The organism is Phenylobacterium sp. GW821-FHT12F10, from assembly GCF_058806695.1.
Map to the genome: position 1 here is coordinate 209,207 of NZ_JBXAPY010000003.1, position 23,872 is coordinate 233,078.

The 23,872-nt window shown below is 70.0% G+C and carries 24 protein-coding genes; 16 read left to right on the forward strand and 8 right to left on the reverse strand.

The features are described 5' to 3' along the window. Positions 1-2: 2 nt before the first annotated feature. Positions 3-494, forward strand: a complete 492-nt coding sequence (locus AC1RN5_RS17045) for an FKBP-type peptidyl-prolyl cis-trans isomerase (protein WP_493042331.1) — start codon at positions 3-5, stop codon at positions 492-494. Between the two features lie 6 nt (positions 495-500). Here the strand turns inward: AC1RN5_RS17045 and AC1RN5_RS17050 are convergent, their stop codons facing one another. From AC1RN5_RS17050 to AC1RN5_RS17065, 4 genes are all read right to left on the reverse strand, one after another. Further along, the gene (locus tag AC1RN5_RS17050; RefSeq protein ID WP_493042332.1) at positions 501-2,777 is read right to left on the reverse strand and encodes a methyl-accepting chemotaxis protein; all 2,277 of its coding nucleotides are present in this window, start codon (positions 2,775-2,777) and stop codon (positions 501-503) included. Next, a complete protein-coding gene (locus tag AC1RN5_RS17055) occupies positions 2,774-3,100 on the reverse strand; it encodes a cupredoxin domain-containing protein (RefSeq protein WP_493042333.1) in 327 nt (108 codons plus the stop codon). The genes AC1RN5_RS17050 and AC1RN5_RS17055 overlap by 4 nt, the downstream gene beginning before the upstream one ends. 17 nt (positions 3,101-3,117) lie before the next feature. Next, on the reverse strand, positions 3,118-4,155 hold the full coding sequence (locus AC1RN5_RS17060) for a cytochrome-c peroxidase (RefSeq protein WP_493042334.1): 1,038 nt from the start codon (positions 4,153-4,155) through the stop codon (positions 3,118-3,120). 236 nt (positions 4,156-4,391) lie between these two features. Further along, positions 4,392-5,480 (reverse strand): hypothetical protein, encoded by a 1,089-nt coding sequence (locus AC1RN5_RS17065; protein ID WP_493042335.1) that lies wholly within the window; start codon positions 5,478-5,480, stop codon positions 4,392-4,394. A 57-nt stretch (positions 5,481-5,537) separates the two neighbouring features. Here AC1RN5_RS17065 and AC1RN5_RS17070 point away from each other — a divergent pair, with 57 nt between their 5' ends. The 4 genes from AC1RN5_RS17070 to AC1RN5_RS17085 all read left to right on the forward strand — a co-directional run bounded on the left by AC1RN5_RS17070 (position 5,538) and on the right by AC1RN5_RS17085 (position 8,589). Beyond that, positions 5,538-5,870, forward strand: a complete 333-nt coding sequence (locus AC1RN5_RS17070; protein ID WP_493042336.1) for a DUF1294 domain-containing protein — start codon at positions 5,538-5,540, stop codon at positions 5,868-5,870. A gap of 66 nt (positions 5,871-5,936) precedes the next feature. Continuing rightward, positions 5,937-7,169, forward strand: coding sequence for an FAD-dependent oxidoreductase (locus AC1RN5_RS17075; RefSeq protein WP_493042337.1), 1,233 nt, complete (start codon positions 5,937-5,939; stop codon positions 7,167-7,169). Next, positions 7,169-7,519, forward strand: coding sequence for a YybH family protein (locus AC1RN5_RS17080; RefSeq protein ID WP_493042338.1), 351 nt, complete (start codon positions 7,169-7,171; stop codon positions 7,517-7,519). The genes AC1RN5_RS17075 and AC1RN5_RS17080 overlap by 1 nt, the downstream gene beginning before the upstream one ends. After that, positions 7,516-8,589, forward strand: coding sequence for a phosphotransferase family protein (locus AC1RN5_RS17085; protein WP_493042339.1), 1,074 nt, complete (start codon positions 7,516-7,518; stop codon positions 8,587-8,589). The genes AC1RN5_RS17080 and AC1RN5_RS17085 overlap by 4 nt, the downstream gene beginning before the upstream one ends. A gap of 194 nt (positions 8,590-8,783) precedes the next feature. Here the strand turns inward: AC1RN5_RS17085 and purU are convergent, their stop codons facing one another. After that, complete coding sequence (gene purU, locus AC1RN5_RS17090; protein ID WP_493042340.1) at positions 8,784-9,626, reverse strand: formyltetrahydrofolate deformylase; 843 nt, start codon at positions 9,624-9,626, stop codon at positions 8,784-8,786. 104 nt (positions 9,627-9,730) lie between these two features. On the opposite strand from purU, the gene argE reads away from it, so the two are divergent. Continuing rightward, positions 9,731-10,900: an acetylornithine deacetylase gene (argE, locus tag AC1RN5_RS17095; protein WP_493042341.1), complete on the forward strand. Its 1,170-nt coding sequence runs from the start codon at positions 9,731-9,733 to the stop codon at positions 10,898-10,900. 128 nt (positions 10,901-11,028) lie between these two features. Here the strand turns inward: argE and AC1RN5_RS17100 are convergent, their stop codons facing one another. Then, the gene (locus AC1RN5_RS17100; protein ID WP_493042342.1) at positions 11,029-12,018 is read right to left on the reverse strand and encodes a glycosyltransferase family 2 protein; all 990 of its coding nucleotides are present in this window, start codon (positions 12,016-12,018) and stop codon (positions 11,029-11,031) included. 61 nt (positions 12,019-12,079) lie between these two features. Here AC1RN5_RS17100 and rfbC point away from each other — a divergent pair, with 61 nt between their 5' ends. The 4 genes from rfbC to AC1RN5_RS17120 are packed head-to-tail and all read left to right on the forward strand — an operon-like array spanning position 12,080 to position 15,446. After that, complete coding sequence (rfbC, locus tag AC1RN5_RS17105; RefSeq protein ID WP_493042343.1) at positions 12,080-12,634, forward strand: dTDP-4-dehydrorhamnose 3,5-epimerase; 555 nt, start codon at positions 12,080-12,082, stop codon at positions 12,632-12,634. Continuing rightward, positions 12,634-13,470 (forward strand): acyl-CoA thioesterase, encoded by an 837-nt coding sequence (locus tag AC1RN5_RS17110; RefSeq protein WP_493042344.1) that lies wholly within the window; start codon positions 12,634-12,636, stop codon positions 13,468-13,470. The genes rfbC and AC1RN5_RS17110 overlap by 1 nt, the downstream gene beginning before the upstream one ends. Positions 13,471-13,485: 15 nt before the next feature. Further along, positions 13,486-14,076: a DedA family protein gene (locus tag AC1RN5_RS17115; RefSeq protein WP_493042345.1), complete on the forward strand. Its 591-nt coding sequence runs from the start codon at positions 13,486-13,488 to the stop codon at positions 14,074-14,076. A gap of 53 nt (positions 14,077-14,129) precedes the next feature. Next, entirely contained in the window at positions 14,130-15,446 is a 1,317-nt protein-coding gene (locus AC1RN5_RS17120) for a metal-dependent hydrolase family protein (RefSeq protein WP_493042346.1), read from the forward strand. A gap of 4 nt (positions 15,447-15,450) precedes the next feature. Here AC1RN5_RS17120 and AC1RN5_RS17125 read toward each other — a convergent pair whose 3' ends face one another. After that, positions 15,451-16,527 (reverse strand): sensor histidine kinase, encoded by a 1,077-nt coding sequence (locus tag AC1RN5_RS17125; protein ID WP_493042347.1) that lies wholly within the window; start codon positions 16,525-16,527, stop codon positions 15,451-15,453. 73 nt (positions 16,528-16,600) lie between these two features. Further along, the gene (locus AC1RN5_RS17130) at positions 16,601-17,698 is read right to left on the reverse strand and encodes an NADH:flavin oxidoreductase (protein WP_493042348.1); all 1,098 of its coding nucleotides are present in this window, start codon (positions 17,696-17,698) and stop codon (positions 16,601-16,603) included. Between the two features lie 123 nt (positions 17,699-17,821). Here AC1RN5_RS17130 and AC1RN5_RS17135 point away from each other — a divergent pair, with 123 nt between their 5' ends. From AC1RN5_RS17135 to AC1RN5_RS17160, 6 genes are all read left to right on the forward strand, one after another. Beyond that, on the forward strand, positions 17,822-18,253 hold the full coding sequence (locus AC1RN5_RS17135) for a globin domain-containing protein (protein WP_493042349.1): 432 nt from the start codon (positions 17,822-17,824) through the stop codon (positions 18,251-18,253). Between the two features lie 109 nt (positions 18,254-18,362). After that, positions 18,363-19,787: an MFS transporter gene (locus AC1RN5_RS17140; protein ID WP_493042350.1), complete on the forward strand. Its 1,425-nt coding sequence runs from the start codon at positions 18,363-18,365 to the stop codon at positions 19,785-19,787. 123 nt (positions 19,788-19,910) lie between these two features. Then, positions 19,911-21,047 carry a patatin-like phospholipase family protein gene (locus AC1RN5_RS17145; RefSeq protein ID WP_493042351.1) on the forward strand — a complete coding sequence of 379 codons (1,137 nt, stop codon included), beginning with the start codon at positions 19,911-19,913 and terminating at the stop codon, positions 21,045-21,047. Beyond that, complete coding sequence (locus AC1RN5_RS17150) at positions 21,044-21,829, forward strand: 3-hydroxybutyrate dehydrogenase (protein ID WP_493042352.1); 786 nt, start codon at positions 21,044-21,046, stop codon at positions 21,827-21,829. Before AC1RN5_RS17145 ends, AC1RN5_RS17150 begins: the two co-directional genes overlap by 4 nt. Before the next feature lie 290 nt (positions 21,830-22,119). Beyond that, positions 22,120-23,037 carry a glutathione S-transferase family protein gene (locus tag AC1RN5_RS17155; RefSeq protein WP_493042353.1) on the forward strand — a complete coding sequence of 306 codons (918 nt, stop codon included), beginning with the start codon at positions 22,120-22,122 and terminating at the stop codon, positions 23,035-23,037. Between the two features lie 12 nt (positions 23,038-23,049). Then, positions 23,050-23,868 (forward strand): crotonase/enoyl-CoA hydratase family protein, encoded by an 819-nt coding sequence (locus tag AC1RN5_RS17160; protein WP_493042354.1) that lies wholly within the window; start codon positions 23,050-23,052, stop codon positions 23,866-23,868. The last annotated feature ends 4 nt before the right edge of the window (positions 23,869-23,872 follow it).

Sequence of the window (23,872 nt, forward strand, 5' to 3'; positions counted from 1 at the left end):
CAATGAAGCGTATCGTTCTGGCCTTCGCCCTGATGGCGCTGGCCGCCTGCGGGCCGAACAAGAAGGCCGCCGACAATCTCGGCGCGGCCAAGACCTTCCTGGCTGCGAACGCCAAGGCGCCCGGCGTCGTCACCCTGCCCTCGGGCCTGCAGTACAAGATCGTCCGCTCGGGCCCCAAGGACGGGCTTCGGCCCCATCCCGGCGACGAGGTGAAGGTCCACTACGAGGGCAAGCTGCTGGACGGCAAGGTGTTCGATAGTTCCTACGAGCGCGGGGTGCCGGCCGCCATGCCGCTGGACGCCCTGATCCCGGCCTGGATCGAGGCCCTGCAGCTGATGCGGCCCGGCGACGAATGGGTGCTCTATGTGCCGCCGGCCCTGGGCTATGGCGAGGAGGGCGCGGGCGGCGGCGAGATCCCGGGCAACAGCGTGCTGATCTTCAAGATCGAGCTGATCGGCGTCCTGCCGGGCCCTGGCTCCGTCGCCCAGGGCTAGCCGGAGTCAGGCCGCGTGGGCTGATCGGGCGGGCGCGAAACCCGCTTCGGCTGTCTTGGTCACCGAGAACTGCGAGATCAGTTCGCCGAGGGTCTCGATGCTGCCGTCGAGCTCGACGACCGCGGCCGTGGTTTCCTCGAGCATGGCGGCGCTCTGCTGCACCGCCCCATCCATCACGGCCACGGCTGCATTGACGTCCTGCAGGCTGACAGCCTGCTCGCCGGAGCTCTTGGCCATGCCATGCACCAGGTCGTCGATTTCGCCGACCTTCAGGATGATGCGCCGCAGGGCCTGGCCGGTGGCGCCCACCATCTCCACCCCGCGGGCGACCTGGGTCGTGGACGTCGAGATGAGGGCCTTGATCTCCTTGGCGGCCTCCGCCGAGCGCTGCGCCAGGGCGCGCACCTCGGCGGCGACCACCGCGAAGCCTCGGCCGGAATCTCCGGCGCGGGCGGCCTCGACCCCGGCGTTCAGGGCCAGCAGGTTAGTCTGGAAGGCGATCTCGTCGATCACCCCGATGATCTGGCCGATGTCGCGGGAGACATTCTCGATGTCGCCCATGGCGCCGATGGCGCCGTCCACCACGGCGTTCGACTGATCGGCCTCCGTGCGGGTGGAGGCGACGATCTGCGCCACCTGGTTGGCGCTGGCGGCCGATGTCCTGACCTTCTCGGTGATCTGGTCCAGGCCGGCGGCGGTCTCCTCCAGCCTTTGGGCCTGGCTCTCGGTGCGGGCCGACAGGTCGCTGGCGGCGCGGGAGATCTCGGCCGAGCCGCCGGCCGCGGTCCGGCTGGCCTGGTCGATGGTCAGGACCAGGGCTTCAAGCCGGGCGCCGGCCTCGTTGAAGTCCGCCCGCAGTCGGTCATAGGGCTCGCTGAAGGTGTCGGTGATGCGGGCGGTCAGGTCGCCATCGGCCAGGGCCGACAGCGCCCCGGCCAGGGCGTCGACGATATGGGCCTGGGCCGCGGCCTGGCGTTGGGCGATCTCGGTCTCGGTCTGCTGCTGCTCGCGGGCCAGACGCTCGATCTCGGCCTGCTGACGCATCTGACGTTCGTGCGCCTCCTCCTGGCGCGCCTGGACGCTCTCGCGCATCTGCAGGATGTCGCGCAGCAGGCCGGCGAACTCGCCCTGGCCCACGACGCTGAGCGCCTCGGTGTCGGCCCCCTGCTCCACCCTGCGCACCACCGCGCGGGCGCGGGCCAAGGCCGAGAGGATGCTGCGCGACAGGGCGAAGGCCAGCAGGGCGCTGAGCATCACTGTGGGCGCCAGGGTCAGGATGATCATGTCGTGGCCCTTGGCCGCGATCTGGCCGATCTCCTGACGCCGCTGCAGGACCAGCATGTACTGGCTGTCCACCGCCGACTGAAGCTGGGTGTCGGCCTCGGCCATCGCCGAGGCGTCGCCGGACGCGATCCGGGTCAGGGCCTGGGCCGCGGCCTTGGTCGCCGTCCGGGCGTCGGGATCGGTCAATCGGCCGCCATAGGCCTGGACCGTGCCGGCCAGGGCCGCGGCGCCCGACGGGTCGGCCGGAAGGTCCTTCAGGCTGAGCCGGGTGTCGCGCATCTCGTCCAGCACGGCGACCTCTGTGTCGTCGAACTTGGCGCGCAGCTCGTTGAAGCTCTTGTATTTCTGCGCCCCGTAGAGGCCGGCGGCGAGCGTGGCGGCGAGGATCGCGCCGCAGCAGAACAGCAGCTGGGCGTTGAGCGGGATCCGGTTCACCAGGCGGTCGGTTGGCGGCTCGGCCAGCATCCGATCCAGGACCGAGACCTTGCGGACCAGCCGGTTGAAGGCCACCGCCCCCAGGTGGGCCGCCAGCAGGCCGAGCATCAGATAGGCCAGGCGAGCGTGCCAGGCGCTGAGCGCCAGGCCCTGCTCGCTGCTCAACTGCACCAGAGTGGGCAGCTCGAGGACGCCGAACAGCACGACGCTGTCGCCCCGCGCCCAGGCGGTGAGGAAGCCCAGCACCGGCTGGGCGGCCAGCGCCAGCAGCAAGGCCACATGCACCAGATGCGCGGCCAGGGTCTGCCACGGCGGGAAGGCCGGATCGCTCTTGGGTCCGCGAATCCTCAGACCGACCGCCAGCCGCACCACCACCAGGATCAGCACCAGGGCCCCGCATTGGCGATGCAGGGCCAGAACCGTCTGGCCGAACTCCAGCGACTCCAGCTGCTTGAACACCAGGATCAGCATGAACTGGATGCTGATCAGCAGCGCCAGCGACCAGTGGAGGACCCGCCTGGCGCGGGGATATCTCCGGGGCGGTGCGGGAGGCGGCTGGCTCAATTGACGGTGACCGTCATCTTCATCTTCGGATGGATGCCGCAGATCACCTGATAGGTCCCGGCCTTCACCATCGGCGCCTTGAAGGACACCCCCGGCTGCTGCAGACCGCTGTTGAGGCTGACACCCGCGCCGGTGATCAGGATGTTGTGGGAGGTGGTGTCGCCATTGGCGAAGTTGATGATGTCGCCCTTCTTCACGCTCAGGGCGGGGGTGCTGAAGGCGAGTCCCTTCTGGTCGACGGTGACCAGGGCGCCGGCCCAGGCGGCGCCGGCGACGGCGGCCGCCAGGACCGCGCCCGAAGTCAGGAGATGGATGGCTTTCATGGCGTCTGGAACTCCAGCTATCGGGGCAGATTGGGGTAGGTGACCGGAGCGTCCTGACTGCTCAGCGCCTCCATGAAGGCGACCAGTTCGGCCTTCTCCTCCGGCGTCAGGCCCAGCGGCTTGACGCCGTCCGAGAGGGACGCGCGGGTGGCGAAGCCGTGGTCGTAGTGGTCCACCACGGCCACCAGGGTCTTCAGGGAGCCGTCGTGCATGTAGGGCGCGCGCTGCGCGATGTTGCGCAGGGTCGGGGTCTTGAAGGCGTGCTCCAGGATGGTCAGGCCCGGCATGATGTTGGCCCGGCCCATGTCCCCGTCCGGCAGGCCGATATCGTGGAAGCCGTCGTCGGTCATCCGCCAGCCGGTGTGGCAGGTGGCGCAGCCGGCCTTGGTGTTGAACAGGACGAAACCGCGCTTGGCGGCGTCGGGAATGGCCTCGTCTTCGCCGGCCACCCAGCGGTCGAAGGGGGCGACGCCGGAGACAATGGTTCTCTGATAGGCGGCCAGGGCCTTGGCCACGGTGTCGATGTCCACCGGCTCGCCCGGATAGGCGGCCTGGAAGGCGGTGACGTAGCCGGGCAGGCCCTTGATCACCCCCACCACGTCGTCATGGGGCATGTTCATCTCGGCCTCGGACTTCAGCGGTCCCTTGGCCTGCTCCTCCAGGGTGGCGGCGCGGCCGTCCCAGAACAGAGGCTCGCTCCAGGCGACATTGAGGATGGTGGGGGTGTGCCGGCCGAGCCGCCCGCCCTTGTCGCCGACCCCCTTGGGCTGCCCGTCTTCCCAACCGAGGGAGGGGTTGTGGCAGGTGCCGCAGGAGATGACCCCGGAGCCGGACAGGCGGGGATCGAAGAACAGGGTCTTTCCCAGTTCGACCTTGGCCTCGGTGGTGGGGTTGTCGGCGGGGGCGGGGACCTCGGCGGGGCGCCGGTAGGCGTCGATCATCGCGGCCAACTGGGCGCGGAGCCCGCCGGTGTCCTGCGCCGCCAGCGGCCCGGCCCCCACGGCGGCGAGGCCGGCGACAAGGATGGCGATCCCAGCCACTCGATACTGGCGCATGGTCACTCCATTAGTTGTCTATGCGATGATTACCCTATCCATGCGAACAAATCAGAGTTACCGAATTGATAATCGAGGTAATCGGAGAGCGAATACCACCGATCGCCGCCACTTTGTCGCAAGTCTTAGGGTTGCGCTCGCGCGCGAATGCAAGCCAGGGGCCTGACTATGCTATCCAAGATGGGATGATATCTGGGGTGCGACCTTAGGTGGCTGGCGCTTAGGCGGCCCGGCGCCTAGCTGAACAGGTGCCTGCGGGTGTCGGGGTTCTCCCGGCGCCACATGACGTTGTCCAGGAAGAAGTGGTGGATGTTGATGAAGATCCACACCGCAAACAGGCAGGCCGTGGGCCCGAACACCGCCTGGTCGTAGGGTATCACCGCGTCCATCAGGTTGGGCAGGCCCCAGAAGCCGACGAAGCCCAGGGCCAGGCCTGAGGCCACGAAGATCGCCAGTCCCCGCCTCCAATTCTCTGACCGGGCCCGCTCGACGCCGCCCTGATAGCGCCAGACCACCGCCAGGTATTGCAGGGAGTGGAAGGCCGGGATCACCAGCAGCCACAGGGGGTTGATGCGCATGAAGACCAGCCAGGCGTAGAGGCTGGCGGCGTAGGCCGCCGCCCCGTTCCATGGCAGGGTCTTCCAGGATCGCCCCATCACCACCAGGGTCGCCGCCGTGGTGAGCGCCGCGGCCAGGCCGGCGATCATCAGCAGGGGCTGCGGGACCGGCAGGGCGTAGTAGTCCAGGCCCCAGAGGTGGGTCACCTTCACCTGGTGGTTGGCGTTCAGCCAGGAGAAGGCCCAGACCACATAGGCGTTCACCAGGAACACCTTCTTCTGCGTCGCGCCGAAGAAGCTCTTCTTCAGGGCGCTGTCGACCATCAGCATGCCGTAGCCCTGCTTGACGTAGTGCCAGCCCACGAAGAAGGCCATCAGGTTGCCGCCGAAGCCCAGCAGCCGCGAGTCCGCGCTCATCAGGGCGGTGGTCAGGAAGCCCGCCAGGGCCAGGGGAACCACCAGGCCGGCGAAGATGTAGCGGCCCCGCAGGGCCGGCGCGTGGGTCCCGGAGAAGGCCTTGGCCGGGTAGTCGCGGTAGAAGATCTGATAGGAATGGGCGAAGTGCGGATGGTTGAGGACGTTGATCAGCATCCACATCGCCGCCGCCATGGGCGCGGCCACCCGGTCGGCCGGCAGCAGCAGCAGGACGGGGAAGACCAGCAGCGACCCGCCCCCCAGCAGCAGGAAGTCGGCGACCGGACCCCACAGGTGTCGGCGCGGCGCCGCGGCGGCGGCGCTGGCGACGGTCTCGCCCAAAGCTATCGACATGGCGGCCTCCGCCCCGGTTCTTCGGGCGCCAGCATGGCGGGCAATGCTTAGGCCCCGGTGAACGTCCCGCTAAGCCTGTGGCGCCAGACTGGCGGCGTGCTCAGCTTCATCCTCACCTATCTGGCGGCGCTCAACCTGATCGCCTTCGCGGTCTTCGCCGCCGACAAGCGCGCCGCCGCCGCCGGCCGCCGGCGCACGCCGGAGGCCACCCTGCTGGGGCTGGCGGCCCTGGGCGGCGGGCTCGGGGCGGTGATCGCCCAGCGCCTGCTGCGCCACAAGACCCGCAAGCAGCCCTTCGCCGGCCGGCTGGGCCTGATCCTGGCGGGACAGGGGCTCCTGCTGGCCGGGCTCGGCGGCCTGGCGGTCCGACACGCCCTTGTCATCCCCTAAGGAAGCCTGCTGAGATCGATCCAGAGCCGCGCCGTCAGAGCGCCGGCCAAGGGACGGAAGCAGCGCATGGACTACGACCTGATCGTCGTTGGCGGCGGAATTGGCGGCTCGGCCCTGGCCGCCGTCATGGCGCAGGCGGGCGCCCGCGTCCTGCTGCTGGAGCAGTCCCTGGCCTACGAGGACAAGGTGCGCGGCGAGTGGATCGCCCCCTGGGGCGTCACCGAGGTCAGGCGCCTGGGGCTCTACGACCTGCTGGTGGGCGCCGGCGGGCACCACCTGGAGACCCACATCTCCTATGACGAGAACCGCGATCCGGAGGATGCGCGGTCGACGCCGATCCCGCTGGGGGTCTTCGCCCCCGACGTGCCGGGTCCGCTGTGCATCGGCCATCCCCACCACTGCCAGACCCTGTTCGACGAGGCCGTGCGGCGCGGCGTCGACGCCCGGCGCGGGGTGCAGGTGATGTCGGTGACCGCCGGGGCGGCGCCCAGCGTCACCTTCCGCCAGGACGGCGCCCAGACCACCGCGACGGCCCGCCTGCTGGCAGGCGCCGACGGCCGGGCCTCCATGGTCCGCGAGAGCCTGGGGATCGTCCTGCACCAGGACGCTCCGCACCACATGTTCGCCGGCCTGCTGGTCGACGGCGCGCCGGGCTGGGACGACAAGGTCCAGGCCATCGGGGTGGAGGGGGATTTCTCCTTCCTGGCCTTCCCGCAAGGGGCCGGCCGGGCCCGCCTCTACGGCGCCTTCAGCCTGGACCAGCGCCGCCGCTTCGCGGGTCCCGACGGGCCGCGGGCCTTCCTTGAGGCCTTCCGCATGTCCTGCTCGCCGGACAACGAGCACCTGGCCCGCGCCACCCCCGCGGGACCTCTGCTGGCCTATTTCAACAACGACGCCTGGACCGATGAGCCCTTCGCGCCGGGCGCGGTGCTGGTGGGGGACGCCGGGGGCTGGAACGACCCGATCATCGGCCTGGGTCTCTCCATCACCTATCGCGACGTCCGCATCGTCACCGACATCCTCAAGGCCGACGCCGACTGGGCCAGGGCCGACTTCACCCCCTACGCCAAGGAGCGGGCCGAGCGCCTGCGCCGCCTGAGGTTCACCGCGGGCCTGGTCTCGGCCCTGGAGGCGGAGTTCGGCGAGGGCCCCCGCGCGCGGCGCGAGAGCCTGCATCAACGCGCCCTGCAGGATCCCTCCCTGCGGGCCCACACCCTGGCGGTGATGGCCGGACCGGAAATGCTGCCGCCCGACGTCTTCACCCCGCAACACCGCGCCCGCGTCCTCGGAGAGGCCTGATGGAAGAGTTCAACACACGCTGGCTGGCGGCCTGGACCGCCAAGGACGTCGAGGCCCTGCTGGGCTTCTACACGCCCGACACCCTCTATTTCGACCAGCAGACAGCCGCGGGCATCCGTGGGCACGAGGCCTTGGGCGCCTATCTGCGCGGCCTGTTCGGCATGACCCCGCCCATGCGCTACGAGGCCGAGGCGGTCTGGGAGATCAAGGGGGGCTTCTGCGGCCGCTGGTACTGCACGATCGGCGACGCCACCGCCCCGGCCCTGCGCGGCTTCGACCTGGTGCTGATGGACGGCGACCGCATCGGCCGCAACGAGGTCTATGTCCACACCCTGGGGCCCGCGGCGTGAGCGAGCTTCCCATCGTCACCGACCCCGCCGCCGTCGACTCCGCCTGGCTGACCGCCGCCCTCAACCGCGCCGGCGTCGCCGCCCAGGTGGAGGGCTTCACCACCCAGAAGGTGGGCGACGGCATGCTGGGGGAAAGCGTCCGCTTCAACCTGACCTACGCCAAGCCCGTCGAGGGCGCCCCGGCCAGTCTGGTGGGCAAGTTCCCGTCCGCCGATCCGGTCAGCCGGGCCACCGGCGGCCAGATCGGCCTCTATCTGAACGAGGTGCGTTTCTACCAGGAGATCGCCCACACCGTGGCGATCCGCACGCCCAGGCCCTTCGTGGCGGCCATCGACCCGGAGACCAGCGACTTCGTGCTGTTGCTGGAGGACATGGGTCCCGCCCGGGGCGGAAACCAGCTCACGGGCTGCTCCCTGGCCGACGCCCAGACGGTGATGGACGAGGCCGCGGCCCTGCACGGCCCCCGCTGGGCCGATCCGAAGCTGGACGAGGTGGAGTTCCTCAACCGCCAGATGCTCGACCCCGCAGCCCTGGTGGCCATGTTCGGCGGGATCATGGCCGCCTTCCGCCAGCGCTACGAGGGCGCCCTGGAGCCGGAATACATGGCGCTCTGCCAGGACTTCGCCGACAACCTCGGGGGCTACTACGCCGGACCGGCCGCCCCGCCCACCGTGCAGCACGCCGACTTCCGCCTCGACAACATGCTGTTCGAGCCCCAGGGCGGCCGCTGGCCCCTGGCGGTGCTGGACTGGCAGACGGCGGCCAAGGGGCCGGGCGTGCAGGACGTGGCCTATTTCATCGGCGCGGGCCTGCCGACCGAGGAGCGCCGCCGGCACGAGCGCGACCTGCTGCGCCGCTGGCTCGAGGCGCTCTCCCGCTACGGGGTGACCTATGGCTGGGACGAGGCCTGGACGGCGTACCGCCACTACCTGCTGCACGGGGTCTTCACCGCCATCTTCGCCTCGGTCAGCACCAAGCAGACCGACCGCGGCGACCAGATGTTCCTGACCATGGCCCGGCGCCACAGCGCCCACGCCCTGGACCTGGAGTCGATGAAGCTGCTGCGCTGAGAACAGGATCGTCAACGAACCCCACAAACAAGCGCGGTGGCGCTTCACCCCATGTGTCATCCCGCATGGAGGCCGAAGGCCGGAAGTGCGGGACCCATACTCACCGATCTCTCCGGCAAGCCCCGCGCGTCTGGGTCCCGGTCTTCCGCGTGCCGCGGAAACCGGGATGACACTCTAGGGACGCAGCGTCGCCCTCAGTCGGTGAACACCACCGTCTTGCTCCCGTTCAGCAGCACCCGGTCCTCCAGCCGCCAGCGGACGGCGCGGGCCAGGACCCGGCGTTCGATGTCGCGGCCCTTGCGGATCAGGTCCTTGGGCGTGTCGCGGTGGCTGATGCGCTCGACGTCCTGCTCGATGATCGGACCCTCGTCGAGGTCGGCGGTGACGTAGTGGGCGGTGGCGCCGATCACCTTCACCCCGCGCTGGTGGGCCTGGTGATAGGGCCGCGCGCCCTTGAACCCCGGCAGGAAGGAGTGGTGGATGTTGATGCAGCGGCCCTCCAGCTTGGCGGCCAGGCCGTCGGACAGAACCTGCATGTAACGGGCGAGCACCACCAGCTCGGTCTGCGTCTCCTGGATCAGCCGCCAGAGCGCCGCCTCCTGCTCCATCTTGGTGTCGCGGGTCACAGGCAGGTGGTGGAAGGGCACGCCCGAGAGATCGAGGTGGGCGTAGGTCTCGGCGGCGTGGTTGGAGACCACGGCGGCGAGCGTCATGGGCAGCTCAGCGCGCCGCCAGCGATAGAGCAGGTCGGCCAGGCAGTGGTCCTGCTGCGAGGCGAGGATCATCACCCGCTTCCTGTCCTTGGCGCCGCGCAGGGTCCAGTTCATCCCGAATTCCTGGGCGTGGGGGGCGAAGGCCTCGCGCAGGCTCTCGGCGCTCTCCTGGCCCGCGTCGAACACCACCCGCATGAAGAATCGGCCGGTCTCCTCGTCATCGAACTGCTGGGCGTCGAGGATGTTGCCGCCGCGCTCGAACAGGAAGGCCGAGACGCGGGCGACGATTCCCGGGCGGTCGGGACAGGCGAGGGTCAGGATCATGGCCCTGCCTAAGGCTTGATCACCGCGCGGACGTCAAGCCGCTCACGCTCAGTTGCGCGCGCCGGCGGGGTGGAGCCCATCGCGGCCCAGGGCTAGGGTGGCCCATGACCCTGACGTCCCGCGCCCTCGACATCCTGGCGACCCTGGTGGCCTTCGACACCACCTCGCACCTCTCCAACCTCGCCCTCGTCGAATGGGTGGAGGCCTATCTGGACGGCCATGGCGTGCCGCACCGCCGGGCGCCCAATCCCGAGGGGACCAAGTCCAACCTGCTGGCCACCGTCGGCCCGATGATCCCGGGCGGGGTTGTGCTGTCGGGCCATACCGACGTGGTGCCGGTGGACGGCCAGCCCTGGGTCACCGATCCCTTCAAGCTGACGCCCAAGGCCGACGGCCGCATCTATGGGCGCGGGACCTGCGACATGAAGGGCTTCCTGGCGCTCGCCCTGGCGGCCGTCCCCGACCTGGCGGCGGCCAACCCCCGCAAGCCGGTCCACCTGGCCTTCTCCTATGACGAGGAGATCGGCTGCCTGGGGGCGCCGGACCTGATCCGCCTGATCGGCGCCGAGCTGCCGGCCCCGGCCCTGGTGGTGGTGGGGGAGCCCACCAACATGGAGGCGGTCCGCGGCCACAAGGGCATCATCAACCACCGGGTGACGGTCAACGGCCACGAGGCCCATTCCAGCCAGACCCAGCTCGGGGTCTCGGCGATCATGGAGGCCGTGCCCCTGATGGCCGCCCTGCGCGACCTGGCGGCGAAACTGGAGCGGGAGGCCGATCCCGCCTCCCTGTTCACCCCCAAGCAGGCGACGCTCACCATCGGCCTTGTGAACGGCGGCACGGCCGGCAACATCCTGGCCCGGGAGTGCGTGTTCCAGTTCGATCTGCGCTATCCGGCGGGGCTGGACCCCGAGGCCGTCCTGGCCGGCTTCATGGCCCAGGCCGCGGCCCTCGACGCCGAGCTCAAGACCCGCGCGCCCGAGGCCGGGGTCAAGGTCGAGCGCCGCTCCTTCACCCCGCCCCTGGCCCCCGAGCCGGACGGCGCCGCCGAGGTCTTCGCCCGCCGGCTCACCGGCGACAACGGCCCGCCCCGGGTGGTGGCCTTCGCCACCGAGGCCGGCCAGTTCCAGCAGGCCGGCTTCTCGACGGTGATCTGCGGCCCCGGCTCCATCGACCAGGCCCACCAGCCCAACGAATATGTCGAGGCCGTCCAGATGGACCGCGGGGGGGCCTTCATGGAGCGTCTGGTGGAGTGGGCCGCGGCGGGGGAATAGCACCACCTCCTCTCCCTCCCCTTCATGGGGAGGGGCAGATCGCGAAGGGATCGGGGTGGGGGAGTGTGGCCGGCGCTCCCCACCCGTCCGGCGTTCCGCCGTCCACCCTCCCCATGAAGGAGAGGGCGTTATTTCACCTTCTTGATCACCACCCGGCGCAGGAACAGGTCCAGCGGGTTCCAGGTCATGGCGCGCGCGATGGCCCACGAGCTCACCGTCCGGGTCGCCTGGGCCTCGCGGCGGGCGGCGAGCGCCACGTCCAGGCCCCTGAGCCCCGCCATCAGGCCGCGCCAGGGCGCGCGGAACTCGTGGCGGTCGGCGTGGCGGACGAAGAGCAGGGCCGTGGTGAAGAGGTGCAGGGGCAGGGTCAGCCACAGCAGCAGGGGCGGGGTGTTCTTCACATAGACCCACAGGCGGTTGCGGGTGCCGTGGAACACCGCGAATTCCGAGCGCGGCCCGCCCGAGGCGGTGGAGCCCACGTGCCGCACCACGGCGGTGGGGATCACCAGGGTCGGCTCCCCGATCAGCCGCATGCGGTAGCCGAAGTCGACGTCCTCGCAATAGCAGAACAGGCGCTCGTCGAAGCCGCCGAGACCCAGGAAGAAGTCCCGCTTCACCAGCATGGCGCCGCCGCAGGCCGAGAACACCTCGCCGGGCGCCACCGGGCCCGGATCGGCGCCGGTATAGCCGCCCCGGAAGGGGAAGCCCGCCCCCGACATCACGTCCCCCAGCCCGTCCAGCCGTCCGGGGTCGTCGGCCATCAGCTGGCGGGAGGAGAAGCATTTCACGGCGGGCCAGGCCTGGGTGGCCGCCATCAGGGTCTCCAGCCAGTCGGGGTCGGCGAAGGCGTCGGGATTGATCAGGGCGATCCACCTGCCCCGCGCCAGGCCCACGGCCCGGTTGACCCCGGCCGCGAAGCCCAGGTTCTCGCCGGCCTCGATGAACCTCACCCCCGGATGGGCGACCACGGCGGCCTGCGGCGCGCCGTCGCTGGAGGCGTTGTCCAGCAGGATGGTCTCGTGGTCGGTGAACCCTTGGCGCTCCAGGGCCGCCAGGCAGGTTTCCAGGTGGCGGCCGCTCTGATAGGCGACCACGATGATGCTGACGGCGGGCGTCAAGGACTTGTCTTTGCCGCCAACCCGCGCCATCGCAAGCGTCACTCCGTCCAACTGAGGCGCCATGACGACGATTACGCCGCTCGCCCTGCCCGAGGTCCTGCTTATCACGCCCAAGCGCCATGGCGATGCGCGCGGCTGGTTCATGGAGACCTGGAGCCGTCGAGCCTTCGCCGAGGCCGGGCTGGACATCGATTTCGTGCAGGACAACCACGCCTTCAGCGCCGAGGCCGGCACCGTGCGCGGCCTGCATTTCCAGACCGCGCCCCACCCCCAGGCCAAGCTGCTGCGGGCCCTGCGCGGGTCCATCCTCGACGTGGCCGTCGACATCCGTCCCGGTTCGGCGACCTACGGCCGCTGGGTCTCGGCCACCCTGACCGCCGAGGCGGGCGAGCAGCTCTTCGTGCCCCGCGGCTTCGCCCACGGCTACTGCACGCTGACCCCCGACACCGAGATCGCCTACAAGGTCGACGGCCTCTATGCGCCGCAGACCGAGGGCGCCGTGCTGTGGAACGATCCGGATATCGGGATCGACTGGCCCGCCTTCGCCGGCGCCAGCCTGTCGGAGAAGGACAGGGTCGCCCCGCGCCTGAAGGATCTCGCCCCGGTGAGCTTCTGATGGCCGAGGTTTCCGAACTGGTTTCCATCCTGGAGCTCGAGCCCATCGAGCTGGACCTGTACCGGGGCCAGACCCCGGCCGGGCCCGGCAGCCGCATCTATGGCGGCCAGGTGGTGGCCCAGGCCATGGCCGCGGCCTACCGCACCATCGACGACGGCCGGCTCTGCCACTCCATGCACGGCTATTTCATGCGGCCGGGCGACCCCAGGGTCCCCATCCTGTTCCAGGTGGAGCGGGTGCGCGACGGCGGCACCTTCGCGGTGCGCCGGGTGGTGGCCCTGCAGCACGGCAAGCAGATCTTCAACCTGGCCGCCTCCTTCCAGATCCCGGAGGAGGGCTTCGAGCACCAGTTCGACATGCCCGCCGCGCCCGATCCCGACACCCTGCTCAACGAGGAGCAGCTGCGGGCCAAGGCCGGGCTGGATCCCGCCAGCCGCCGCATCTGGCCCGTCGAGGTGCGCCCCGTCGATCCCTCTCCCCACGGGGTGGCGCAGGTGCGCGAGCCCTCCGACATGTGCTGGTTCCGCGCCCGCGTCTCCCTGGGCGACGACGTGGTCCTCAACCAGTGCGCCCTGGCCTACGGCACCGACATGACCCTGCTGGACGTCTCCCTGCGGCCCCACGCGATAGACTGGGACTCGGGACGACTGCAGGTGGCCAGCCTCGACCACGCCCTCTGGTTCCACAAGGCCAGCGACTTCTCCCAGTGGCACCTCTATGTGCAGGACAGTCCCTCGGCCTCCGGAGGCCGGGGTTTCAACCGCGGGTCCATCTATGGGCCCGACGGCGCCCTGGTGGCCTCGGCCACCCAGGAAGCCCTGATCCGATATCGGTAGAAAGACGTCTCGCCCATGGGCGATCTGCAGCAGGCGCTGGTCGCCTACGGACCTATCGCGATCTTCCTGGGCGCCGCCTTCGAGGGGCAGGCCGCGGTGATCGCCGGCGGCTTCCTGGCCCACCAGCACCTGGTGACCCTGTGGATGGCGCTGGCCTGCGCCGCGGCGGGCTCCTGCCTGATCGACCAGGGCCTGTTCCTGGCCGGCCGCCGCTTCCGCAGCACCAATTTCGTGATCCGCACCGCCCAGACCCCGGCCTTCGCCAAGGCGCTCGGCTTCATCGAGCGCTATCCGGTGAGCTACATCTTCGCCTTCCGCTACCTGTTCGGCCTGCGGATGGTCAGCCCCATCGCGCTCGGGGTCACCCAGATTCCATCCCTGACCTTCGCCCTGCTGAACGCGGCCTCGGCCCTGGCCTGGGCGGCGGTGTTCACCGGCCTGGGCTACTGGTTCGGCCAGACCATCGAGACCACCTTCAGCCGCTACAAGAACGTCGAGCACCGCGTGGTGGTGGCCGCCGTGGTGCTGGCCGCGGCCTTCGTGCTCTTCCATCTCGGGCGGTGGGCCTGGCCGCGTCTGAGGGCGCGGTTTCCACGCGCCGACTAGCGCACCGGCATCTCCCTGGGTAGCTTCGCCGCAAAGCTTCGTGAGGGGATTTCATGCGTATCGGTTGGCTGGCGAGTGTGGCGGCTTCGGCCCTGGTCCTGGGCGCGGGGCCCGCGACCGCGAAGGACATCGTCATCCACGCCGGGCGGCTGATCGACGGGGTCTCCAAGGCGCCGCGCGCCGAGGTCTCGATCCTGATCCATGACGACCGGATCACCGGCGTGCAGGCGGGCTATGTCTCGCCCCCGGGCGCCGAGGTGATCGACCTGAAGTCGGGCACGGTCCTCCCCGGCCTGATCGACACCCACGACCACATCACCGCGGGCTTCCACAAGGGCGACCCGATCCGCAACGCCGTCACCCTCACCAGCTACGACACCGCCATCGAGTCCACCAACTATGCCCGGGCCACCCTGCTGGCGGGCTTCACCTCGGTGCGCGACGTGGGCGGCGAGACCGGCGTGACGGTGGCCCTGAAGAAGGCGATCAATTCCGGCGAGATTCCCGGCCCCCGCATCTGGACCTCCGGCGCCCCCATCAGCCCCACCGGCGGCCACGGCGACGCCGCCAACGGCCTGGATCCCGAGCTGGAGCATCCGGGCTGGAAGGACAACCTGGTGGACAGCCCCGAGGCGGCGCGGCGCGTGGTGCGCACCCTGCAGCGCCAGGGCGCCGACCTGATCAAGATCCTGCCCTCCGGCGGGGTGATGTCCATCGGCGACGACCCCAACCTGCAGCTGATGGCCGACGACGAGATCAAGGCGGTCATCGAGACCGCCCACGCGCTGGGCATGAAGGTGGCCGCCCACGCCCACGGCAAGCTGGCCATCGACAAGGCCGCCGCCCTGGGAGTCGACTCCATCGAGCACGGCTCCTTCGCCGACGCCGAGAGCTACAAGATCATGAAGGCCCACGGGACCTATTTCGTCCCCACCATGCTGGTGGGCGCCAAGGTCTATGACCGGGCCAAGACCCATCCCGAACAGCTCAACCCCTCCACCGCCGAGAAGGCCCTCAAGGTGGTGCCGGTGATGGTCAAGAACCTGCACGACGCCTATGCCGCCGGGGTGAAGATCGCCTTCGGAACCGACACCTTCGGCATGTCGGCCCACGGCGAGAACGCCCAGGAGTTCGCCCTGATGGTCAAGGCCGGCATGACGCCGTCCGACGCCATCACCGCGGCGACGGCCAGCGCGGCCGACCTGATCGGCGACGCCCAGGATATCGGCTCGGTCCAGGCCGGCCGCTACGCCGACATCATCGCCGTCGACGGCGACCCCCTGGCCGATGTCACCACCCTGGAGCGGGTCGGCTTCGTGATGAAGGGCGGGACGGTCTACAAGGCCGGCGGCAAGGCCGTGGCCCCCTGAGGGCTCAGGTTGCCGGGGCGGCGTCGGCGCGGGCGAAGAAGACGCTCACCCGCAGGCCGGTGCCGGGATTGGGCTCCACCTCGACCTGGGCCTTGGCGTTCTGACGCAGGGACTGGACGATCAAGGCGCTGAGCTTGCCGGCCCGCGGCCAGACCTCGCCGGGCCCCAGACCCACCCCGTCGTCGGCGACGATGACCCGGCACCCGGTCTCGTCCACCAGGCTGCGCAGCTTGATGGTGCCGCCCTCGCGGCCCTTGAAGGCGTGCTTCAGGGCGTTGGTGAGCAGCTCGTTGACCACCAGGCCGGCGGGCATGGCGACATTGATGGAGACCGGCCAGGTGTCCACCTGCAGGTCCAGGTGGATACCCTCCACCGCGTGGGCCTTCATCACCGCCGAGGCGATCTGGCTCAAATAGACGCCCAGGTCGATGCTCTCGCCCTGGCCCTCCTCGGAGAGCGAGCGATAGAGCAGGCCCAGGGCCTCGACCCGGCCGGCCAGGCGGGCGAACCGCTCGTCCTTGGCGTTCTCGGGCGCGTTGCGCGCCTCGATGCGGATCAGGGCGGTGATCATCTGGAGATTGTTGCCCACCCGGTGCTGCAGCTCCTTCAGCTGCACGTCCTTGTCGTGGATCCTTTGCTCGAAGTCGCTCAGGTCCAGCTCGCCGCGGCGGGCGGCCTCCACCAGGGCCAGCATGCGGAACACCGGGGCGCCCCCGGAGTCCTGGATCAGGTTGGACCAGGCGTCGACGGTCTGGACTTGCTCCCCGGCCGTGAGGTCGAAGGCCCCGATGAAGTCCTGGTCCTCGGTGATGGCGTCGCTGAACCGGCGTCCGTCCTGCGCCCCGGCGGCCTGGCCAGAGAGGGTGGTCCAGACCTGGCCCTCCAGGTCGGCGGCCGCGCGGCCCGTCAGGCGCTCGAACTCGACATTGGCGTAGACGATGTGCTCGGCCGGCTCGAGTTCGGCCACGGCGATGGCGATCGGCACCTGGTCCAGGAACTGGCGGAAGCTGCTGCTTTCCAGCACGCCGGCCAGGTCCGGGGTGTTCAGCAGCTGTTCGAGCCGCTCGTCCGGAGGCGTCATGCGGAAGTCCTTACTAGCGTCCCGCCGCTCCTATGCGCCCGCTCGGCCCGCAAGGCCAGGGCGCGCGGCCCACTCAGGCTTCCGCCGCCTCCGGCTCCGTGACGAAGCCCTTCCAGGTGGACATGTAGCCGACGAAGGCCGGGCCCAGGCCCTCGGCCTTCAGGTATTCGGGCGTCACCGGCAGGCTGACCGGCTTGAAGTCCGGATCGGCGGCGACTTTCCGAGGATAGTCGTGGTGCAGGATGGCCGCCCGGCCCAGCAGGACGAAGTCGGCGCCCGCCGCCAGCATGGCCCGCGCGTCTGCGGCGCTCATGATCTTGCCCGCCACCCCCAGGCGGACAGTCCCGCGGTCCAGTTCGGTGAAGTAGCTCATCAGGGTGCGCCCCTGATAGGCCGGGTCCGCCGGCTCCTTGAAGGCGTCCCACAGGGACATGTCGAGGAAGTCGATCAGGCCGGCGCTCATCACGGCCTGGGCGAAATCGGCGATCTCCCTGAGGTCGAGGTCGAAGCGCTCCGGCGACAGGCGCAGGCCCAGCAGGAAGTCCGCGCCGCAGCGCTCGCGCACGCCCTTCAGGACCTCGACGATCACCCGCCCGCGGTTCTCCGCCGAGCCGCCGTAGCGGTCGGTCCGGCGGTTCAGCCCCGCGCTGAGGAACTGGCAGAGGATGTAGGAATGGGCGCCGTGGATCTCGACCCCGTCGAAGCCCGCGGTCTTGGCGCGCAGGGCGGCGAGCACGAAGTCCTCCACCAGCTGCTCCACCTCGGCGGTGGACAGGCCCCGCGAGCCGGTGGCCTCGTCGTCGGAGGGCCCCACCGGGGCCTCGCCGATCAGGTCCTTCGGCGAGCGGAAGCCGGCGTGGTGCAGCTGCACCACCGCCAGGCTGCCGGCGGCCTTGATGGCGGCCGCCAGCCGGGTCAGGCCCGGCAGGTGGGCGTCCGACCAGATCCCCATCTGGCCGGGGAAGCCCTGGCCGATCCGCTGGACGTGGGCCGCGCAGGTCATGGTGAGGCCAAACCCGCCCTGCGCCCTCAGGGTCAGCCAGCGGAACTCGTCCTCGCTCATCGTCCCGTCGGGGTGGCTCTGCAGGTTGGTGAGGGGCGCCAGCATGAAGCGGTTCTTCATCGCCGGGCCATGGGCGAAGCTCAGCGGGGCGAACAGGTCTGCGGTCAAGGTCGTCTCACCCCTAGAGTTTGCACCCTCGCGGAGTCCGGCGGGAACGCCGGACGCGCCTAGGTGATTGCCGATAAGCTGAGGGCGCGCGATGATCGCGTCAACATCTCGCGGGAGGCGACCATGAACGCAGAACTCATCGAGCGGAGCCTGGAGCTGGCGGCCGAACGCTGCGAGGACCTCACGCCGCTCGTCTATGCCCGCCTGTTCGCCGACCATCCGCAGATGGAGGCGATGTTCTGGGGCGACACCAACTGGGCGATCCGCGGCGAGATGCTGTCCAAGGTGTTCTCGGCCATCCTGGATTTCATCGGCGAGCGCCTCTACGCCCACACCCTGATCCAGACCGAGGTGGTCAACCACGCCGGCTATGACGTGCCCCCCGACGTCTTCCGGGTGTTCTTCGGCACGGTGGCCGCCACCGTCCGCGAGGTGATCGGCGCCGACTGGACTCCCGAGATCGACCAGGCCTGGACCGAGCTGCTGGCGCAGCTGGACTTCTACGTCACCCACCCCAACCAGGCCGAGACCCAGGGGGCCCCGGTCCCGGCTTGATGTATTTGTTGTCATCCTTCGTGTCGGCTCTTGCCCTCGCCTCGGGAAATCGCTTCCTGTGCCGCGTCAGAGCGCCGCGGTTGATCGGCGTCGATCGGGAGCAGGCTTCGTGAATCAGGGCGCGTCAGGCTCCAGCAGGCTCGGCCTGCCCACCATACTGGGCTTCTCGCTCTCCAACCTGCCGCTGGGCGCGCTCGCCGTCGCCGTGGCGGTCTATCTGCCCCCCTATTTCGCCAGCCATCTCGGGGTCAGCCTGACGGTGGTGGGCAGCGCCTGGGCCATCGTCCGGCTGCTGGACATCGGGGTCGATCCCGTCCTCGGCCTGGTCATGGACCGCACCCGCACCCGGATCGGCCGCTACCGGTTCTGGATGATCATCGGCGCCCCGATCCTGATGCTGGCCACCTACGCCCTGTTCCAGGCGCCCCACGGCATCGGCTCGCTCTATCTGATCGGTTGGCTGCTGGTCTTCTATCTGGGGACCTCGATCCTCGGCCTCGGGCACTCGGCCTGGGGGGCGAACCTGTCGACCGAGTATCACGAGCGCTCGCGCCTGTTCGGCGTGGTGGCGGCGCTCGGCGTCATCGGCGCCGTCGTGGTCCTGCTGATCCCCATCGGGGCCAACGCCCTGCACCGCAGCACCGCCGAGATCGTGCCCGACATGGGCTGGTTCATCTTCTGGTTGATCCCGGTCTCCATGGCCTGGATGGTGTTCCGCACGCCCGAGCGCATCGCGCCGGAGACCGGCCACCCGCAGTTCCGCCTGCGCGACTACGTCTCCCTGCTGGTGAAGCCCGACCTGCTGCGGCTGTTCCTGGCCCAGATGGCCCTGACCCTGGGTCCCGGCTGGATGAGCGCCCTCTACGTCTTCTTCTTCACCGACAGCCGCGGCTTCACCCCCACCCAGGCCTCGGCCCTGCTGCTGGTCTATATCCTGGCCGGGATCGTCGGCGCCCCGCTCACCGCCCTGATCGCGCGCCGGCTCTCCAAGCACCGCACCCTGATGGTCACCACCACGGCCTATTCGCTGGGCCTGTGCATGGTCCTCGTCCTGCCCAAGGCCAATGTGGCGGCGGCGATCCCGGTGATGTTCTGGTGCGGCTTCATGGCCGCCGGTTTCGACCTGATGATCCGCGCCATGCTGGCCGATGTCGGCGACGAGGTGCGTCTGGAACAGGGCCAGGAGCGGCTGAGCCTGATCTATGCGCTCAACTCCCTGGCCGCGAAGATCGCCTCGGCCTTCTCCATCGGCCTGACCTTCCCCCTGCTGGCGCGGCTCGGCTACAAGGCCGCCGAGGGGGCGGTGAACACGCCGGCCGCCATCCGCAGTCTGGAATGGGCCTATATCGCCGGCCCGATCATCTTCGTGATGCTGGGGGGCGCCTGCGTCGTCGGCTGGCGCCTGGACGCCGATCGCCACGCCCAGATCCGCCGCGACCTCGACGACCGAGACGCCCAATACGCCGAGGCGCCCATCATCGAGAGCGTCTCCACCGAGCCGGCCATCCCGGTGCTGGACGGCAAGGCGGTCTAGGCGCGAAGGCGCTCGCCCCCCTGGGCGCCCGCGGCCGGCTCAGACAAATCTCCTTGCGCCTTTTGTGCGCCGCAATATGAGCGTGGATAGCCGACCATCCTTCGGCTCTTCACCCCGGTCGCCATGCCGATCTCCGACACCCCCACCCCCCGTCACGTCCTGGTCCTGCAGGGCGGCGGCGCGCTCGGCTCCTACCAGGCCGGGGTCTATGAGGCCCTGCACGAGGCCGGGGCCCAGCCGGACTGGCTGGCGGGCATCTCCATCGGGGCGATCAACTGCGCCATCATCGCCGGCAATCCCCCGGAGACGCGGGTGGCGCGCCTGCGGGAGTTCTGGACCCTGGTCTCCTCGGGCTGGGAGCCGCCGATCGCCAGCTTCGGCGACCATGGCCGCTCGATGGTCAGCGACGCCAGCGCCGCCTGGACCGCCACCCTCGGAGCGCCGGGCTTCTTCACTCCGCGCATCCCCGGACCGGTGTTCCAGCCGCCGGGTTCCCCCGGCGCGCTCAGCCTCTATGACACCGCCCCCCTGAAGGCGACCCTGGAGCGGCTGGTGGACTTCGACCGCCTCAACGCCGGCGACACCCGGCTGAGCGTCGGCGCGGTCAATATCCACACCGGCAACTTCGCCTATTTCGACAACGACCATCAGAGGATCGGCCCCGAGCACATCATGGCCTCGGGCGCCCTGCCCCCCGGCTTCCCGCCGGTCGAGATCGACGGCCAGTGGTACTGGGACGGCGGCATCGTCTCCAACACCCCCCTGGAATATGTGCTGGACGAGGACGAGCAGGACGACCTGCTGATCCACCAGGTGGACCTGTTCAATGCGCGGGGGCCCATGCCCCGGACGCTCGCCGAGGCCGCCGAGCGGGAGAAGGACATCCGCTTCTCCAGCCGCACCCGGCTCAACACCGACGCCAACCTGAAACTGCGCCAGGCCAAGGCGGCGATCCGCGCCCTGGTGAAGATCCTGCCCCAGGAGCTGGCGGCCGATCCCAATGTGGCCTTCCTGTCGGGCCTGGCCCGGGAGAGCTCGGTGGCGGTGGTCCAGCTCATCTACCGCCGCAAGCCCTATGAGGGCGGCTTCGCCGACTTCGAGTTCTCCCGCCAGACCATGCTCGACCACTGGTCCTCCGGCGTGGAGGACGCCCGCCACGCGCTGCAAAAGCGCCTGGCCACGCCGGCCGCCGGCGAGGCCAAGGCCTTCGACCCCAATCGCGACGAACCCAGCTCTCCGGCCCCAAGGACGCCCGCATGATCCTGAAAGACAAATCCGCCGTCGTCACCGGCTCCACCAGCGGCATCGGTCTGGCCATCGCCCGGGCGCTCGCCGCCGAGGGGGCCAATGTCCTGATCAACGGCTTCGGCACGCCTGAGGCCATCGAGAAGGAGCGGGCCGGCATCGAGGCCGAGTTCGGGGTCAAGGCCATCTATTCGGCCGCCGACATGACCAAGCCCGCCGAGATCGCCGCCATGATCGCCCAGGCCGAACAGGAGCTCGGCGCGGTGGACGTCCTGGTCAACAACGCCGGGGTGCAGTTCGTCTCCCCCATCGAGGACTTCCCCATCGACAAGTGGGACCAGATCATCGCCATCAACCTGTCGGCCGCCTTCCACGCCATCCGCGCGGCGGCGCCCGGCATGAAGGCCCGCGGCTGGGGTCGGATCATCTCGACGGCCTCGGCCCACTCCCTGGTGGCTTCCCCCTTCAAGTCGGCCTATGTCGCCGCCAAGCACGGCATCGCCGGCCTCACCAAGACCGCGGCCCTGGAGCTGGCCACCCACGGGGTGACGGTCAACTGCATCAGCCCGGGCTATGTCTGGACCCCCCTGGTGGAGAACCAGATCCCCGCCACCATGGCCTCGCGCGGCCTGACCCGCGAACAGGTGATCAACGACGTCCTGCTGGAGGCCCAGCCCACCAAGCAGTTCGTGACGCCCGAGGAGGTCGCCGCCATCGCCGTCTTCCTCTGCTCGCCGGCCGCCAAGCAGATGACCGGCGCCAACCTCTCGGTGGACGGCGGCTGGACGGCGGAATAGCGATCCGTCTCATTCAATCGTCATCCTCGGGCTTGTCCCGAGGATCCATGATCTCCGACTCCTCGAAGGGCGCGCGAACCTCGCCGCCGAGGGCCGCCTTCGCCGCGGAGTCTATGGATGGTCGGGACAAGCCCGACCATGACGATCAGGGAGGTGAGGTCAGCGGGAGTTCGTAGGGAGAGAAGGGCGCGATCACCCCCTCCTGCCCCCGCGTCACGGTTTCCGCGGGCCGGATTCCGTGACAGCGTGATCCTCGCGCGGGCGCCTCAGACCCGCCGGGGACGGACGTCATGACCGGGATCATCCTGCACCACTACGAGGCCTCGCCCTTCTCCCAGAAGGTGCGTTGCTTCCTGGGGCTGAAGGGCCTGGCCTGGTCCTCGGTGATCACGCCCAACATGATGCCCAAGCCCGATCTCACCCCGCTCACCGGGGGCTATCGCCGGGCCCCGGTGATGCAGATCGGCGCCGACGTCTATTGCGACAGCCAGGTCATCCTGGCCGAGATCGAGGCCATAGCCCCCCAGCCTCCGGCGGCCACGGGCCCGGCCTGGGCGGTGAACTTCTGGGCCGACCGCCTGTTCTTCCAGACCACCGTGCCGGTGATCTTCGGGGAGCTGGGGGACGCCGTGCCCCAGGCCTTCATCGAGGATCGCGAGAAGCTCTCGGGTCGCCCCTTCGACGTGGCGGCCATGAAGGCCGCCGCCGGGGTGATGCGGCCCCAGTGGCGGGCCCACGCCGCCTGGATCGACCGCGGCCTGGCCGCCCAGCCCTTCCTCGCAGGCGAGACGCCCGGCCTGGCCGACGTGGCGGCCTATATGAACGTGGTCTGGCTGGACCGGGCCCTGCCGGAGACCGCCGCCGCCCTGACAGCCGGCCTCGGCCGCCTGCCCGCCTGGCGCGAGCGGATGACGGCCCTCGGGGAGGGGATCCGCACCGAGATGGCGCCCCACGTGGCCCTGGAGATCGCCCGCGACACCCGGCCCCGCATCCCGCCGCCCCACGATCCCGCCGACCCCCTGGGCCTGGCGCCCGGAACCCATGTGACGGTGATGGCCGACGACTACGGCCGCGACCCCATCGCCGGCGCCCTGGTGGCCGCCACCCCCGACCGTCTGGTGATCGCCCGCGACTCCGCCGAGCTGGGCGCCCTGCACATCCATTTCCCCCGCGCCGGCTATATCGCCGTCCGCGCCAAGCCCATTTGAAGGAGCCCGCCCATGGAAGACCGCATCAAGGTTGAGATGAAGGACGGCGTCGCCGACGTGCGCCTGGTCCGCACCGACAAGATGAACGCCCTCGACGACCACATGTTTCAGGCCCTGATCGACACCGGGGAGGAGCTGAAGACCCGCAAGGGCGTGCGCGCCATCGTGCTGTCGGGCGAGGGCCGCGCCTTCTGCGCCGGCCTCGACATGGGCAATTTCGGCAAGATGGCCTCGGGCGAGCGCTCGGGCGGCCAGTCCTCCACCGGCGAGGCCCTGCTGACGCCCAAGCGCACCGCGGGCGGCTCCAACCGCGCCCAGCATGCGGTGATGGTCTGGCGCGAACAGGCGGTCCCGGTGATCGCCGCCATCCACGGCGTGGCCTTCGGCGGCGGCTTCCAGCTGGCCCTGGGCGCCGACCTGCGGTTCGTCACCCCCGACGCCCGCATGGCGGTGATGGAGATCAAGTGGGGCCTGGTCCCCGACATGGGCGGACTGGTGCTGATGAAGCGCCTGGTGCGCGACGACGTCGCCCGGGAGCTGACCTATACCGGCCGCATCTTCAACGGCGAGGAAGCCTATCGCCTGGGCTTCGCCACCCGCGTCTGCTCCGATCCCCTGGAGGAGGCCCTGGCCCTGGCCGCCGAGATCGCCGGCAAGAGCCCCGACGCGATCCGCGGCTCCAAGCGCCTGCTGGACATGGTCCACGACGCCGACCAGCACGCCATCCTGCTGGCCGAGAGCCAGGAGCAGGGCGCCCTGATCGGCTCCCCCAACCAGGTGGAGGCGGTGATGTCCAACATGCAGAAGCGGCCCGCCGTCTACGCCGACTAGGCGC